We start from the raw sequence: 14,902 nt of genomic DNA, 5'->3' as shown, positions 1-14,902 counted from the left end.
TTCTCTGGTGGTGCGATCAGGAGGCGAACAGGGGACGTTCGCGTTCGGAATGCCGCTGGGCGAGCACGTCGAGCAGCGGATCGGACAGGTCGGCGGGTTCTTCGGCGGCAGCCGCCGCGACGTCGTCGCACAACGGCGCGAGCCCGAAGGTCAGCGCCGCGACGTCACCGGGGTCCAGCGCGAGCAACCGCTGGGCGGCCGTCGCCGAGCCCGTCATGGTGGTGTAGACGACGGACAGCGCCGTCTGTCCCGGCGTGAGCCCGGCCACCGCACCCACCGCACCCGAGGCGACGGGCAGATGCGGCGCGCGCCCCAGGGCGGTCCAGTCGTGTCCGGGCCACACGCGCCTCGCCAGCCGGGCCAGTCCCCTGCCCTGCGCCCGGGAGGCGGTGCGCGCGGCGGGTGCCGGTGTGCGCGCGTCGGTTTCGCGGTCGGCCGCGGCCACCGTCAGGGTCCCCGCGTGCACCGCGGCTGCGATCGACGCGGCGACCAGGCCCTGGGTGCGCACCCGGCGCACCAGATAGGCGTGCAGCGTCTCCAGATTCGTGACGAGCCCGCTGGTCACGGCTTCCTCGACACCGCCGGAGTGGACGTGTCCACCGATGGGCAGGCGGGAGTCCGCGAGTGCCAGCAGGGTCGTCAGCGTCGTCATCAGAACAGCGTCGTCATCAGAACAGGAAGTACCGCTGCGCCATCGGGAGTTCGGCGGCCGGCTGCTCCTGCCACACGTCGCCGTCGATGCGCACGGTGAAGGTGTCCGGATCGACCTCGATGCGGGGCATGGCGTCGTTGAGCGGCATCTGAGCCTTCCCGACGTGCCGGCAGTCCGCGACGGCGATCAGGCTCCGCCGGACGTCGATGCGGTCGGCGAGGCCGTCCTCGATCGCCTGCGGTGAGACGAAGTGCACCGACGTGGCGGCGGCCGCAGCGGGTGCGGCACCGAACATCGGGCGCGGCAGCACCGGTTGCGGTGTCGGGATCGACGCGTTGGCGTCACCCATGGCGGCCCATGCGATCATCCCGCCCTTGATGACCGCGTGCGGGCGGACACCGAAGAACGCCGGCTCCCACAGGACGAGGTCGGCGAGCTTGCCGACCTCGACCGAGCCGATCTCGCCGTCGAGGCCGTGCGCGACCGCCGGGCAGATCGTGTACTTGGCGACGTAGCGGCGCGCCCGGTTGTTGTCGGCCCGTCCGTCACCCTCGAGCGCGCCTCGGCGGCGCTTCATCACGTGCGCGGTCTGCCAGGTGCGCAGCACCACCTCGCCGATCCGCCCCATCGCCTGGGCGTCGCTGCCGATCATCGAGATCGCCCCGATGTCGTGCAGCAGGTCCTCGGCGGCGATGGTCGACGGCCGGATGCGACTCTCGGCGAACGCGAGATCCTCGGGGACGCTGGGGTTGAGGTGGTGGCACACCATCAGCATGTCGAGGTGTTCGTCGAGGGTGTTGACGGTGTGCGGGCGGGTCGGGTTGGTCGAACTCGGCAGCACGTTGGGGTGCGAGGCGACGGTGATGATGTCGGGTGCGTGGCCGCCGCCTGCGCCCTCGGTGTGGTAGGCGTGGATCGACCTGCCCTTGATCGCCGCCAGGGTGTCCTCGACGAAGGCCATCTCGTTGAGCGTGTCGGTGTGGATGTTGACCTGAACACCCGCCGCGTCGGCGACGGTGAGGCACGCGTCGATCGCGGCCGGTGTGGTGCCCCAGTCCTCGTGCAGCTTGAAACCGGCTGCGCCACCGCGCAACTGCTCCCACATCGCCTCGGCCGACACCGTGTTGCCCTTGCCCAGGAGCACCACGTTGAGCGGCCAGGTGTCGAGTGCCTCGAGCATGCGGGCCAGATGCCAGGCCCCCGGTGTGACGGTGGTGGCCTTACTGCCCTCCGCCGGTCCGGTTCCGCCCGCGACGATCGTCGTGATCCCGCCGCCGAGCGCCTCCTCCATGATCTGCGGGCAGATCAGGTGGACGTGGCAGTCGATCGCACCCGCCGTGAGGATCCGACCGTTGCCGGCGATGATCTCGGTCGACGGCCCGACCACCAGATCGGGGTGCACGCCGTCCATGATGTCGGGATTGCCGGCCTTGCCGATCGCGACGATGCGACCGTCGCGGATGCCGATGTCGGCCTTGATGATTCCCCAGTGATCGAGGATGACGGCGCCGGTGATGACGGTGTCGGGGGCACCGTCTGCGCGGGTGGCCCTGGACTGGCCCATCGACTCGCGCAGCACCTTGCCGCCGCCGAACACGGCTTCGTCACCTGCGAGTCCCGTTCCGCCGCTGCGGTCTTCGGTGATCTCGATGACGAGGTCGGTGTCGGCCAGCCGGATGCGGTCACCGGTGGTCGGACCGTAGAGCGCGGCGTAGCGCTCGCGCGACAGGCCGGTCACGACGCCCCGTCCAATCTGCCGGGTGGGTTCAGCGACAGGCCGTGCACCTCACGACTGCCTCCCAGCGGCACGAGCCGGACGCGCTGGGCCACACCGGGTTCGAAGCGCACCGCGGTGCCGGCCGGGACGTCGAGGCGGTGGCCGCGGGCGGCGGTGCGGTCGAAGTCGAGTGCGGCGTTGGCCTGCGGCAGGTGGACATGGCTGCCGACCTGCACCGGCCGGTCACCGGTGTTGACGATCTCCATCTCCAGGCGTCGGGCACCGGCGTTGATCTCGACATCCCCTTCGCCGAAGAAGATCTCACCGGGCACCATGTGCGCGCTCACGGGATCGGGTGGTGGACGGTGACGAGTTTCGTCCCGTCCGGGAACGTGGCTTCCACCTGGACGTCGTGCAGCATCTCCGGCACTCCCTCCATCACGTCGTCGCGGCCGAGCACATCTCGTCCGCTGACCATCAGCTCGGCCACCGTGCGGCCGTCGCGGGCGCCTTCGAGCAGGTGGTCGGTGATGACGGCGACGGCCTCGGGATGGTTGAGGCGCAGCCCGCGGGCGCGCCGGCGCCGCGCGAGGTCGGCGGCGTAGGAGATCAGCAGGCGGTCCTGCTCATGCGGGGTCAAACGCATAGTGCGCGATCCTGCCATGACGGCGCGCGCTCGGCAGCCCGCCGACCCTCAGGCGTCGGCGATGTTCTGCAGCCGCACCTGACCGCGCGCCACCAGCTTGTCGTTCTCGTCGGTGATGGTGATCATCCACAGCTGCTGGCGGCGGCCGCGGTGGATGGGCGTGGACACCGCGGTGACGGTGCCCGAGGAGATGGCGCGCAGGAAGTCGGTGTTGTTGTTGACCCCGACGACCGTGCCGCCGCCGTGTTCTGTCAGCCAGACGTGGCCGGAGACACTGGCGAGGCTCTCGACGATCGCGCAGTAGACGCCGCCGTGCACGATCCCCCACGGCTGCAGCAGCTTGTCGTGGATCGTCAGCTGCGCCCGGCTGCCGTCGGGGGTGACCTCGAGATAGGTGAGGCCGAGTTCTTTGTCGTAGCCGTCGCCGAGGCCGTCGGGTACCTGTGTCGTCACAGCAGACGTGTCTACACCGCGGGGTGCGCGGCATGCGACACGGGTTGGGCGAGAAATGCGGACGGGCCCCGCACGTGGGGTGCGGGGCCCGCCCTTCGATGGACCGGGGGTCTCTGCAGCCTCAGGACTCCGGCGCGGTCCGGTGGAACATGATCAGAATAGGCAAGGCTGCCCTAATTGAGCAAGACCTTCCCCCCGGTTCCGCGCGCCGCACCGCGGACCGGCAGGCCGAAACCGACGAGCGCATCGAGCACGGCCTGGGCGCGACGCATGCTGGTCCATTCGCTCGACCCGGCGAGCAGCGGCACCTGGGTGGCCGCTCCGACGACGGCGCCACCGACCAGGTGCCACATGGCCGGAACGGACATCGCCCCGTCGCTGATGGCGGCCAGCTTGGCGAACAGCGGTGCCAGTGCCCGATGGCTGCGGTGGGCGATCCACGTGGTCAGCGCGGCCTCGCTGGGCAGCGCGACGATGCCCTGCGGTGCGCCCAGGCGCAGCCGGCGCCGGTCGCCGAAGTGCGGATCGTCCGGCAGCGCCCGCACGGTGGGGTCGACGACTCCGACCCAGTCGATGGCGCCCTCGGAGTCGACATGCACCCACAGGTTCTCCAGCCCGGTGTCCCAGGCCCGCCCTTCGAGCACCAGCAGCGGCACGACACGGCCCAGGACGACATGGGCGAGTGTGGCGGCCAGCTGGTGGGCCACCGCGGCGCGGTTATCGGTCTCCGCCGAGGCGACGTCGAACATCGCCTGCAGGCGTTCTCCGGTGAGCGCCTCGGTCAGCGGCCACCACCGCCGCCGGGAGAGGTCACCCATGACGGCCACCCCGTACACCCGCGGGCACTCCGGGTAGAGCTCACGCAGCCTTCGGCTCGACTCGTGCAGCGGCAGTGTCTGCTTGATGGCCATGCCCGCGATCAGCGGATCCTCGATCAGTACGGTCACTGCACCTCCCGGCGGCTGGCTTGAGTTAGGTTAGCCTTACTATAACTATGAGCCGCAAGGAGGCCAGACCCTGTGATCGGTCTCACAACCACGCACGGTGACCAGGGCGGGAATGCCCGCGATGAGGAAGACTGTTGCTCCTCGGCGTCAGATACGACGCGCGGTAGTACCCTGGTTCTACTGTTCGAGAGAGTGACGGGAAGATGGCCAAGTTGACACGTCTGGGCGAGCTCGAGCGCGAGGTGATGGACCACCTCTGGTCGGCCCGCGAACCCCAGACCGTGCGCCAGGTGCACGAAGCGCTCGCCGCTCGCCGCGACCTGGCCTACACCACGATCATGACGGTGCTGCAGCGACTGGCGAAGAAGAACCTGGTGGTGCAGCACCGTGACGACCGTGCTCACCGGTATGCCCCCACCCACGGTCGCGACGAGCTGGTCGCCGGGCTGATGGTGGACGCCCTCGACCAGGCCGCCGACTCCGGCAGCCGGGAGGCCGCGCTGGTGCATTTCGTCGAGCGCGTCGGCGCCGACGAGGCCGCCGCCCTGCGCCGGGCGCTGGCCGAGTTGGAGGGCAAGCAAGGTCTCACCAAGCCCGCTGGCGGTCCGGGCACCGCCTGAGCGACAATCGAGGGGTGTCCGCGCTGGCCTTCACCCTTGTCGCGCTGCTCCTTGTGGGGCCGGTGCCGGCATTGTTGGCCCGCGCGTCCTGGCCGATGCGCGCGCCGCGCGCCGCCGTGGTGCTGTGGCAGTCCATCGCGCTGGCCGGTGTGCTCTCGGCGTTCTCCGCGGGTATCGCGATCGCGAGCCGGCTGTTCGTCCCCGGTCCCGATGGCAGACCGACCGCCACCATCACCAGCGAGATCGAGGTGCTCGGGTGGCCGTTGTGGCTGCTCTACGTCGTGGTCTTCGCCCTCACGCTGCTCATCGGCGTCCGCCTGATCGTCTCGGTGCTACAGGTGGCCGTCGCCACCCGGCGCAGGCGCGCCCACCACCGGATGATGGTCGATCTGCTCGGGGTCTCCCGCGACTCGGTGCCCACCGACGTGCGCCGACAGGCGACCGGCCTGCGCGTACTCGACGTGAAGCAACCGCTGGCCTACTGCCTGCCCGGGGTGCGCAGTCGGGTGGTGCTCAGCGACGGCGCGCTCAAGACCATGACCCGCGACGAGATCGCCGCGATCCTCACCCACGAACGCGCACATCTGCGGGCGCGACACGATCTCGTCCTGGAGATGTTCACCGCGGTACACGCCGCGTTCCCCCGGTTCGTCCGAAGCGCCAGCGCCCTCGACGCGGTGCGCCTGCTGGTCGAACTGCTCGCCGACGACGCCGCCGTGCGCACCGCCGGGCCCACCCCGCTCGCCCGCGCCCTCGTCGCCTGCGCCGCGGGCCGTGCCCCGTCCGGTGCGCTGGCCGCGGGTGGTCCGAGCACCGTGATCCGCGTGCGCCGACTCGGGGGCCTGCCGAACAGCCTGGCAATCGCCGCGGTCGCGTACCTCGCCGCCGCGGTGGTGCTGGTCGGCCCCACGGTGGCCGTCGCCGTGCCGTGGCTGACCGAACTGCACCGCCTGTTCATCCGCTAGGCCCATCGGAATCACCTCCCTCACAACAGAACACGAAAGGCTGCGCCCATGAGCTCATCCGAGAAGTCCACCGCCGGCACCGCGCAGATCGGGGTCACCGGCCTGGCCGTGATGGGTTCGAACATCGCACGCAACTTCGCCAGGCACGGCTACACCGTCGCCCTGCACAACCGGTCGGTGGCCAAGACCGACGCGCTGCTGGCCGAACACGGTTCCGAGGGCTCCTTCGTGCGGACCGAGACCATCCCGGAATTCCTGGCCGCCCTGGAGAAACCGCGCCGCGTGCTGATCATGGTCAAGGCCGGCGAGGCGACCGATGCGGTGATCAACGAGCTCGCCGACGCGATGGAAGACGGCGACATCATCATCGACGGCGGCAACGCGCTCTACACCGACACGATCCGCCGTGAGAAGGCGATCCGGGAACGCGGTCTGCACTTCGTCGGCGCCGGCATCTCCGGCGGCGAGGAGGGTGCGCTCAACGGGCCGTCGATCATGCCCGGCGGCCCCGCGGAGTCCTACGAGAGCCTCGGTCCGCTGCTGGAGGAGATCTCCGCGCACGTCGACGGTGTCCCGTGCTGTACGCACATCGGACCCGACGGCGCGGGCCACTTCGTGAAGATGGTGCACAACGGCATCGAGTACTCCGACATGCAGCTCATCGGCGAGGCCTACCAGCTGCTGCGCGACGGGCTCGGCAAGTCCGCCCCCGAGATCGCCGAGGTCTTCGACGAGTGGAACCGCGGCGACCTCGACAGCTTCCTGGTCGAGATCACCGCGCAGGTGCTGCGTCAGATCGACGAGAAGACCGGCAAACCGCTCGTCGACCTCATCCTCGACGAGGCCGAGCAGAAGGGCACCGGCCGCTGGACGGTGAAGTCGGCGCTCGACCTGGGTGTGCCCGTCACCGGTATCGCCGAGGCGGTGTTCGCCCGCGCGCTGTCGGGATCGGTCGCCCAGCGCCAGGCCACCACCGGGTTGGCCTCCGGCGACCTGGGCGAAAAGCCCAGTGACGCAGAGCAGTTCACCGAGGACATCCGACAGGCCCTCTACGCGTCGAAGATCATCGCCTACGCGCAGGGCTTCAACCAGATCCAGGCAGGCAGTGCCGAGTACGACTGGGGCATCACCCCCGGCGACATGGCCACCATCTGGCGCGGCGGCTGCATCATCCGGGCGAAGTTCCTCAACCGCATCAAGGACGCATTCGACAACGATCCCGATCTGCCCACGCTGATCGTCGACCCGTACTTCCGCGACGCGATCGAGAACGCCATCGACAGCTGGCGCCGTGTGGTGGTCAAGGCCACCGAACTCGGCATCCCGATCCCCGGCTTCTCGTCGGCGCTGTCGTACTACGACGGGCTGCGCACCGAACGCCTGCCCGCCGCACTCACGCAGGGGCTGCGCGACTTCTTCGGCGCCCACACCTACGGCCGCATCGACACCGACCGGGATAAGCGGTTCCACACGCTGTGGAGCGGTGACCGCAGCGAAGTCGAGGCCTGATTTCGCCGAGACTGCGGCCAGATCGCGATTCCGCAGCGAAGCATGATCTGGCAGCAGTCCCGGGGTAACTAGACTGGCCGACGATGAGATTCCTCGACGGGCACCACCCGGTCTTCGACCTGACCTACGACGACGTGTTCGTCGTCCCGCAGCGGTCCGACGTGACGTCGCGGTTCGACGTCGACCTGTCGACCGTGGACGGCTCGGGCACCACGATCCCGGTCGTGGTCGCCAACATGACCGCCGTCGCCGGACGCCGGATGGCCGAAACCGTGGCGCGCCGCGGCGGTCTGGTGGTGCTGCCGCAGGATCTGCCGATCTCGGCCGTGCAGCAGACCGTCGACTTCGTCAAGAGCCGCGACCTGGTGGTCGACACGCCGGTCACGCTGGCACCCGACGATTCGGTGTCCGACGCGATCGCGCTGATCCACAAGCGCGCACACGGGGCGGCGGTCGTGGTGTTCGAGGGCCGTCCCATCGGCCTGGTGACCGAGTCGACCTGCGCCGACGTCGACCGGTTCACCCGGGTCCGCGACGTCGCCATCACCGATTTCGTCACCGCGCCGGTCGGCACCGATCCGCGCAAGGTCTTCGATCTGCTCGAACACGCGCCGGTGGACGTCGCGGTCCTCACCGAGCCGGACGGCACGCTGTCCGGTGTGCTCACCCGGACCGCGGCGATCCGGGCGGGTATCTACTCCCCTGCCGTCGACCGGCACGGGAGGCTGCGCATCGCCGCAGCGGTCGGCATCAACGGCGACGTCGGGGCGAAGGCGCGGGCGCTGGCCGAGGTCGGAGTCGACCTGTTGGTGATCGACACCGCCCACGGTCATCAGACCAAGATGCTCGAGGCGATCCGGGCGGTGGCCTCCCTCGACCTCGGTGTGCCGATCGCGGCGGGCAACGTGGTGTCGGCCGAGGGCACCCGCGACCTCGTCGCGGCGGGCGCGTCGATCATCAAGGTCGGCGTCGGCCCCGGCGCGATGTGCACCACCCGGATGATGACCGGTGTCGGTCGGCCGCAGTTCTCGTCGGTCGTCGAATGTGCCGCGGCGGCAAAAGATCTGGGCGCGCACGTCTGGGCGGACGGCGGGGTGCGCCATCCGCGCGACGTGGCGCTCGCGCTGGCGGCGGGGGCAGCCAACGTGATGATCGGCTCCTGGTTCGCCGGCACATACGAGTCTCCCGGCGACCTGATGCACGACCGCGACAACCAGCCGTACAAGGAGAGCTACGGGATGGCGTCGAAGCGGGCGGTGGCGGCCCGGACAGCCGGCGACAGCGCGTTCGACCGCGCCCGCAAGGCGCTGTTCGAGGAAGGCATCTCCAGATCGCGGATGAGCCTCGACCCGACCAAAGGCGGTGTCGAGGACCTACTCGACCACATCACCTCCGGGGTCCGCAGCACCTGCACCTACGTCGGGGCCACGACGCTGCCCGAACTGCACGACAAAGTGGTGCTCGGGGTGCAATCGGCGGCCGGGTTCGCCGAGGGCCGCCCGCTGCCCACCGGTTGGTGAGAGTCCAGTTACGATTGGGCATTCGCGCCGTCGGTCGTCTGACGTCCGACATCCGACCGAGGAAGGGATCACGTGCCGCAGGCACCCGCCGAGGCCCGGTGTGCACCGGAGGCCTGCCGGGCCGAGCACCCGTCCATCGAGCCACCCGACGCCGAGCCCTCTTCTAGCCGGCCGGGCCCACGGCCCGGCGTACCGGTGACGATTCGATGAGCGTCGCATACACCCTGCTCTCGCTGTTGGCGATCGTGGTGTTGACCGCGGGTACCGCGGTGTTCGTCGCCGCCGAGTTCTCGTTGACGGCGCTGGAGCGCAGCACCGTCGAGGCCAATGCCCGTAGCGGGCACCGGCGCGACCAGCTCGTGCGCCGCGCCCACCGCACGCTGTCCTTCCAGCTCTCGGGCGCCCAGGTGGGCATCTCGATCACCACGCTGGCCACCGGCTACCTGGCCGAACCCGTGGTCGCCCGGCTGCTGCAGCCGGGTCTGGACGCGATCGGACTGCCGGAACAGGCCGCGAGCGGCGTCGCCCTGTTCCTCGCGATCCTGATCGCCACCTCCCTGTCGATGGTCTTCGGCGAACTCGTGCCGAAGAACCTCGCGGTGGCCCGCCCGGCGCCGACCGCCCGCGCAGCCGCACCTCCGCAGCTGCTCTTCTCGACGATCTTCACGCCGCTGATCCGGCTCACCAACGGCACCGCGAACATGATCCTGCGCCGGCTGGGCATCGAACCCGCCGAGGAGCTGCGCTCCGCGCGGTCGGTGCAGGAGCTGATCTCGCTCGTGCGCAACTCCGCGCGCAGCGGTTCACTCGACCCGGTGACCGCGGTGCTGGTGGACAGGTCACTGCAGTTCGGCGAGCGCACCGCCGAGGAACTGATGACCCCCCGCACCGAGATCGAGGCCCTGCAGGCCGACGACACCGTCGCCGACCTCATCGCCGCGGCGATCGAAACGGGGTATTCGCGCTTCCCGATCGTCGAGGGTGACCTCGACGAGACCATCGGCGTCGTCCACGTCAAACAGGTGTTCTCGGTACCGCGCGACGACCGCGACCGCACCCGCCTCGCGGCAATCGCGATCCCGGTGGCCACCGTGCCCTCGACGCTGGACGGGGACGCGGTGATGACCCAGATCCGCGCCAACGGGCTGCAGACCGCGCTGGTGGTCGACGAGTACGGCGGCACCGCCGGCATGGTGACCGTCGAGGATCTGATCGAGGAGATCGTCGGCGACGTCCGCGACGAACACGATGACGCCACCCCCGACGTGGTCGCCGCCGGCGACGGCTGGCAGGTGTCGGGCCTGCTGCGGATCGACGAGGTGGCCACCGGGACCGGTTTCCGCGCCCCCGAGGGCGAGTACGAGACCATCGGCGGGCTGGTGCTGCAGGAGCTCGGACACATCCCGGAAGTGGGCGACTCGGTCGAGCTGACCGCGTTCGATCCGGACGGGCCGCTCGACGATCCGATCCGCTGGCAGGCCAAGGTCGTGCAGATGGACGGTCGCCGGATCGACCTGCTGGAGTTGGTCGAACTCGGGCGCCGCGGTGACACCGACGACCACATCGACAACGACGACCACCACAGCAAAGACGGCGCCGCGCCGGAGGAGGACCGCTGATGGGTGGCGATCTGTTCGGCGTCCTGCTGACCGTGCTGCTGCTGGGGGCCAACGCGTTCTTCGTGGCCTCCGAGTTCGCGCTCATCTCCGCGCGCCGCGACCGGCTCGAGGCCCTGGCGGAACAGGGCAAGAACAGCGCCGTGACCGTCATCCGGGCCGGTGAGAACCTCTCGCTGATGCTGGCCGGTTCCCAGCTGGGCATCACGATCTGTTCCATCCTGCTGGGCCGGGTCGGCGAACCCGCGGTGGCGCACCTGCTGGAGAAACCCTTCGGGTTGCTCGGCATCCCGGACGCGGTGCTGCACACCGTCTCGTTCGTGGTCGCGCTGAGCGTGGTGGTCACGCTGCACGTGCTGCTGGGTGAGATGGTTCCGAAGAACATCGCGATCGCGGGGCCGGAGTCGGCGGCGATGCTGCTGATCCCGGTCTACCTGGTCTACATCCGTGCGGCGCGCCCGCTCATCGCGTTCTACAACTGGTGCGCGAACGCCACGCTGCGCGCCTTCGGGGTGGAGCCGAAGGACGAACTCGACGTCAACGTCTCGACGGTCGAACTGTCGGAGATGATCGCCGAATCGGTCTCCGAAGGTCTGCTCGACCCCGAGGAGCACACACGGCTCACCCGCGCCCTGCAGATCCGCAACCGGGCCGTCCGGGATGTGGCGATGCCGCTGGACACCATCCACGCCATCCCGGCGTCGGCACCGGGTCAGGGCCCGACGGTCGCCGCGGTGGAACGGGCGCTGGCCGAGACGGGCTACTCCCGGTTCCCCGTGACCGCGCCGTCCGGCCAGTACCTGGGCTATCTGCACATCAAGGATGTCCTGCCGCTGGTCGACGATCCCGATGCGGTGCTGGACCGGTCGATGGTGCGCCCGCTGCCGCAACTGCCCGCATCGCTGCCGCTGCCCGACGCCCTGTCCCGGCTGCGCCGCACCAACAGCCACCTCGCGCTGGTCACCTCCGCCGACGGTGCGGTCACCGCGATGGTGGCGCTGGAAGACCTGGTGGAGGACCTCGTCGGCACGGTGCGCGACGGAACCCACCGGCGGTGATGACCGAACTCCTCGACGAGTCGGTGTGGGTGCGGCGGGCGAGCACCCACCGAAATCGGGTGGACGCCTTCTGCGCGCCGCATCAGGCGCGGCGACGCGCCGGCCGGACCCACCCGGTGTGGGATTTCCTGTTCACCTACTACAGCCTGCGTCCGCGCCACCTGCGGTGCTGGCATCCGGGCTTCGGCATGGTGCTGTCCGGGGACGCAGCCCGCCCCTATCTGGCCCGGTCGGGCTACGGCGCGGTGCCCGGCGGGGTGGGCGTGACCGCCGAACACCTGCGGTCACGCGCGGACGCGGTGGAGTTCGTGGCCGCGCTGTTGCGTGCCACCGCCGCCCGGCCGGCGCGGCTCAACTGCTTCGGATTGCACGAGTGGGCCATGGTGTACCGCTCCCCCGACACCCGCCACGACGCGGTGCCGTTACGCCTCGGACGGGCCGGCACCGACGCGGTGGTCGAGTCGATGTCGTTGCGCTGCAGCCATTTCGACGCGTTCCGGTTCTTCACCGAGGCCGCCGTCGGGCGCAATGCCGAACCGTTGAGCCGTGAGCGGCAGATCGACACCGAACAGCCGGGCTGTCTGCATGCCGCGATGGATCTGTACAAGTGGTCGTACAAGCTGTCACCGCTGGTGGCTTCGGATCTGGTGATGGACTGTCTGGAACTCGCGGCCGACGCCCGCCTGCTCGACATGCGTGCGAGCCCATATGACCTACGCGGCTACGGATTCGACCCCATCGCGATCGAAACCCCGGCGGGACGCGCCGAATACATCCGGGCGCAGCAGGACATCGCCGACCGGGCGGCCCCGCTGCGCGCCACACTCGCGGCCCGATGTGACGCGTTGCGCACCGCACTGGCGGGAGACGGCGGGGCATCGGTGCACGCTGGATTCGTCGCTGTTACCCATGGGTAAGCTGGATCGACGGCGGCGTGCCGCGTGGCGCGCGTGAAGTACGGCCGAGGAGGAAAACGATGACTGATCGCGTGACGGTGGGAAACCTGCGCGTGGCCCGCGCGCTCTACGACTTCATCACCGATGAGGCGCTGGCCGGTACCGATCTCGACCCGGACAGCTTCTGGTCGGGTGTCGACAAGGTCGTCACCGACCTGACCCCGCGCAACCAGGAACTGCTCGCCCGCCGCGACGACCTGCAGGCGCAGATCGACAAGTGGCACCGGCAGCGGGCGATCGGTCCGCACGACGCCGACGAGTACAAGCAGTTCCTCACCGAGATCGGCTACCTCGAACCCGATCCGGGTGACTTCACGATCACCACCGCAGGCGTCGACGACGAAATCACCACGACCGCAGGCCCGCAGTTGGTGGTGCCGGTGCTCAACGCCCGCTTCGCGCTCAACGCGGCCAACGCGCGGTGGGGTTCGCTCTATGACGCGCTGTACGGCACCGACGTCATCAGCGAGGAGGACGGCGCCGAGAAGGGCACCAGCTACAACCGCGTCCGTGGCGACAAGGTGATCGCCTACGCGCGCGAATTCCTCGACGGCGCAGCGCCGTTGGCGTCCGGCTCCTATGCCGACGCCACCGGTTTCCGAATCGAGGACGGGCAGGTGCAGGTCGAGCTCGGAGACGACCAGTGGGTCGGTCTGGCCGGCCCGGACCAGTTCGTCGGCTACACCGGTGAACTCGGATCCCCGCAGTGGTCGATCCTGCTGCGCAACAACGGACTGCACATCGAGATCCTCATCGACCCCGACTCGCCCGTCGGCTCGACCGACAAGGCCGGCGTCAAGGACGTCGTGCTCGAATCCGCCGTCACCACCATCATGGATTTCGAGGATTCGGTGGCCGCGGTCGACGCCGAGGACAAGGTGCTGGGCTACCGCAACTGGCTGGGGCTCAACCGCGGCGACCTGAGCGAAGAGGTCAGCAAGGGCGACAAGACCTTCACCCGCGTGCTCAACCCCGACCGCACGTACACCACCCCGGACGGTTCCGGCGAGCTCACCCTGCCCGGCCGCAGCCTGCTGTTCGTGCGCAACGTCGGACATCTGATGACCAACGACGCGATCACGGACGCCGAGGGTAACGAGGTGTTCGAAGGTATCCAGGACGCCCTGTTCACCGGTCTGATCGCCATGCACGGTCTCAAAGAGAGTGACGCGAACGGCCCGCTGCGCAACAGCCGCACGGGTTCGGTCTACATCGTCAAGCCCAAGATGCACGGCCCCGCCGAGGTGGCCTACACCGTCGACCTGTTCAGCCGCGTCGAGGATGTCCTGGGGCTGCCGCAGAACACCCTCAAGGTCGGCATCATGGACGAGGAGCGCCGCACCACCCTGAACCTCAAGGCGTGCATCAAGGCCGCCGCCGACCGGGTGGTGTTCATCAACACCGGGTTCCTGGACCGCACCGGCGACGAGATCCACACCTCGATGGAGGCGGGTCCGATGATCCGCAAGGGCGCGATGAAGAGTCAGCCGTGGATCAAGGCCTACGAGGACCAGAACGTCGACGTGGGTCTGGCCACCGGTTTCTCGGGCCGGGCCCAGATCGGCAAGGGTATGTGGGCGATGACGGACCTGATGGCCGACATGGTCGAACAGAAGATCGGTCAGCCGAAGGCCGGCGCCACCACCGCATGGGTGCCGTCGCCGACCGCGGCCACGCTGCACGCCATGCACTACCACCAGGTCGACGTGTACGCCGTGCACAAGGAACTCGAGGGCAAGCAGCGCGCATCGCTCGACGATCTGCTCACCATCCCGCTCGCCAAGGAACTGGCCTGGGCGCCCGAGGAGATCCGCGAGGAGGTCGACAACAATTGCCAGTCGATCCTGGGCTACGTCGTCCGCTGGATCGACGCCGGTGTCGGTTGTTCCAAGGTGCCCGACATCCACGACATCGCGCTGATGGAGGATCGCGCCACGCTGCGGATCTCCAGCCAGCTGCTGGCCAACTGGCTGCGCCACGGCGTCATCACCGAAGAGGACGTCAAGACCAGCCTGCGCCGGATGGCCGCGGTGGTCGACGAGCAGAACGCCAAGGACCCGGACTTCAAGCCGATGGCCACCGACCCGGACTCCAGCATCGCCTTCCAGGCCGCGCAGGAACTCATCCTCGCGGGCGGCACGCAGCCCAGCGGGTACACCGAGCCGATCCTGCACCGACGCCGACGCGAGTACAAAGCCAGCGTTGCCGGCGCCTGAGGCGGTCCTGGCGGACGACTAGACTGC

14 protein-coding genes are annotated in these 14,902 nt (G+C 69.4%); 8 read left to right on the top strand and 6 right to left on the bottom strand.

Going from position 1 to position 14,902, the window contains the following annotated elements; translation table 11 throughout:
• Window positions 1-16 precede the first annotated feature (16 nt).
• The 6 genes from G6N49_RS08645 to G6N49_RS08620 all read right to left on the bottom strand — a co-directional run bounded on the left by G6N49_RS08645 (window position 17) and on the right by G6N49_RS08620 (window position 4,415).
• Window positions 17-652, bottom strand: coding sequence for an urease accessory protein UreF (locus tag G6N49_RS08645; RefSeq protein WP_011855810.1), 636 nt, complete (start codon window positions 650-652; stop codon window positions 17-19).
• 16 nt (window positions 653-668) lie between these two features.
• Window positions 669-2,390, bottom strand: a complete 1,722-nt coding sequence (locus tag G6N49_RS08640) for an urease subunit alpha (protein WP_011560198.1) — start codon at window positions 2,388-2,390, stop codon at window positions 669-671.
• Window positions 2,387-2,704 carry an urease subunit beta gene (locus G6N49_RS08635; protein WP_011560199.1) on the bottom strand — a complete coding sequence of 106 codons (318 nt, stop codon included), beginning with the start codon at window positions 2,702-2,704 and terminating at the stop codon, window positions 2,387-2,389. Before G6N49_RS08635 ends, G6N49_RS08640 begins: the two co-directional genes overlap by 4 nt.
• A gap of 8 nt (window positions 2,705-2,712) precedes the next feature.
• The gene (locus tag G6N49_RS08630; RefSeq protein WP_011560200.1) at window positions 2,713-3,015 is read right to left on the bottom strand and encodes an urease subunit gamma; all 303 of its coding nucleotides are present in this window, start codon (window positions 3,013-3,015) and stop codon (window positions 2,713-2,715) included.
• A 48-nt stretch (window positions 3,016-3,063) separates the two neighbouring features.
• Window positions 3,064-3,468: a PaaI family thioesterase gene (locus G6N49_RS08625; protein WP_011560201.1), complete on the bottom strand. Its 405-nt coding sequence runs from the start codon at window positions 3,466-3,468 to the stop codon at window positions 3,064-3,066.
• Window positions 3,469-3,641: 173 nt separating this feature from the next.
• Window positions 3,642-4,415, bottom strand: coding sequence for a hypothetical protein (locus G6N49_RS08620; RefSeq protein WP_011855811.1), 774 nt, complete (start codon window positions 4,413-4,415; stop codon window positions 3,642-3,644).
• 203 nt (window positions 4,416-4,618) lie between these two features.
• Between G6N49_RS08620 and G6N49_RS08615 the strand changes: the two genes are divergently transcribed.
• The 8 genes from G6N49_RS08615 (at window position 4,619) to G6N49_RS08580 (ending at window position 14,875) form a co-directional block, all read left to right on the top strand.
• Complete coding sequence (locus tag G6N49_RS08615) at window positions 4,619-5,035, top strand: BlaI/MecI/CopY family transcriptional regulator (RefSeq protein ID WP_011560203.1); 417 nt, start codon at window positions 4,619-4,621, stop codon at window positions 5,033-5,035.
• A 14-nt stretch (window positions 5,036-5,049) separates the two neighbouring features.
• Window positions 5,050-6,000, top strand: a complete 951-nt coding sequence (locus G6N49_RS08610; RefSeq protein ID WP_011560204.1) for a M56 family metallopeptidase — start codon at window positions 5,050-5,052, stop codon at window positions 5,998-6,000.
• A gap of 48 nt (window positions 6,001-6,048) precedes the next feature.
• Window positions 6,049-7,509: an NADP-dependent phosphogluconate dehydrogenase gene (gene gndA, locus G6N49_RS08605; RefSeq protein ID WP_011560205.1), complete on the top strand. Its 1,461-nt coding sequence runs from the start codon at window positions 6,049-6,051 to the stop codon at window positions 7,507-7,509.
• 83 nt (window positions 7,510-7,592) lie between these two features.
• Window positions 7,593-9,029: a GuaB1 family IMP dehydrogenase-related protein gene (locus tag G6N49_RS08600; protein ID WP_011560206.1), complete on the top strand. Its 1,437-nt coding sequence runs from the start codon at window positions 7,593-7,595 to the stop codon at window positions 9,027-9,029.
• Window positions 9,030-9,235: 206 nt separating this feature from the next.
• A complete protein-coding gene (locus tag G6N49_RS08595) occupies window positions 9,236-10,648 on the top strand; it encodes a hemolysin family protein (protein WP_011855812.1) in 1,413 nt (470 codons plus the stop codon).
• Window positions 10,648-11,703 carry a hemolysin family protein gene (locus G6N49_RS08590; RefSeq protein ID WP_011560208.1) on the top strand — a complete coding sequence of 352 codons (1,056 nt, stop codon included), beginning with the start codon at window positions 10,648-10,650 and terminating at the stop codon, window positions 11,701-11,703. Before G6N49_RS08595 ends, G6N49_RS08590 begins: the two co-directional genes overlap by 1 nt.
• Entirely contained in the window at window positions 11,703-12,620 is a 918-nt protein-coding gene (locus tag G6N49_RS08585) for a hypothetical protein (RefSeq protein ID WP_011855813.1), read from the top strand. Before G6N49_RS08590 ends, G6N49_RS08585 begins: the two co-directional genes overlap by 1 nt.
• Before the next feature lie 59 nt (window positions 12,621-12,679).
• Window positions 12,680-14,875, top strand: a complete 2,196-nt coding sequence (locus tag G6N49_RS08580; RefSeq protein ID WP_083045486.1) for a malate synthase G — start codon at window positions 12,680-12,682, stop codon at window positions 14,873-14,875.
• Window positions 14,876-14,902 lie beyond the last annotated feature (27 nt).

The organism is Mycolicibacterium monacense (assembly GCF_010731575.1).
GTDB classification, from domain to species: Bacteria; Actinomycetota; Actinomycetes; order Mycobacteriales; family Mycobacteriaceae; genus Mycobacterium; species Mycobacterium monacense.
The sequence above is the reverse complement of the archived record's forward strand: the minus strand, read 5'-3'. Positions and strand labels throughout refer to the sequence as shown.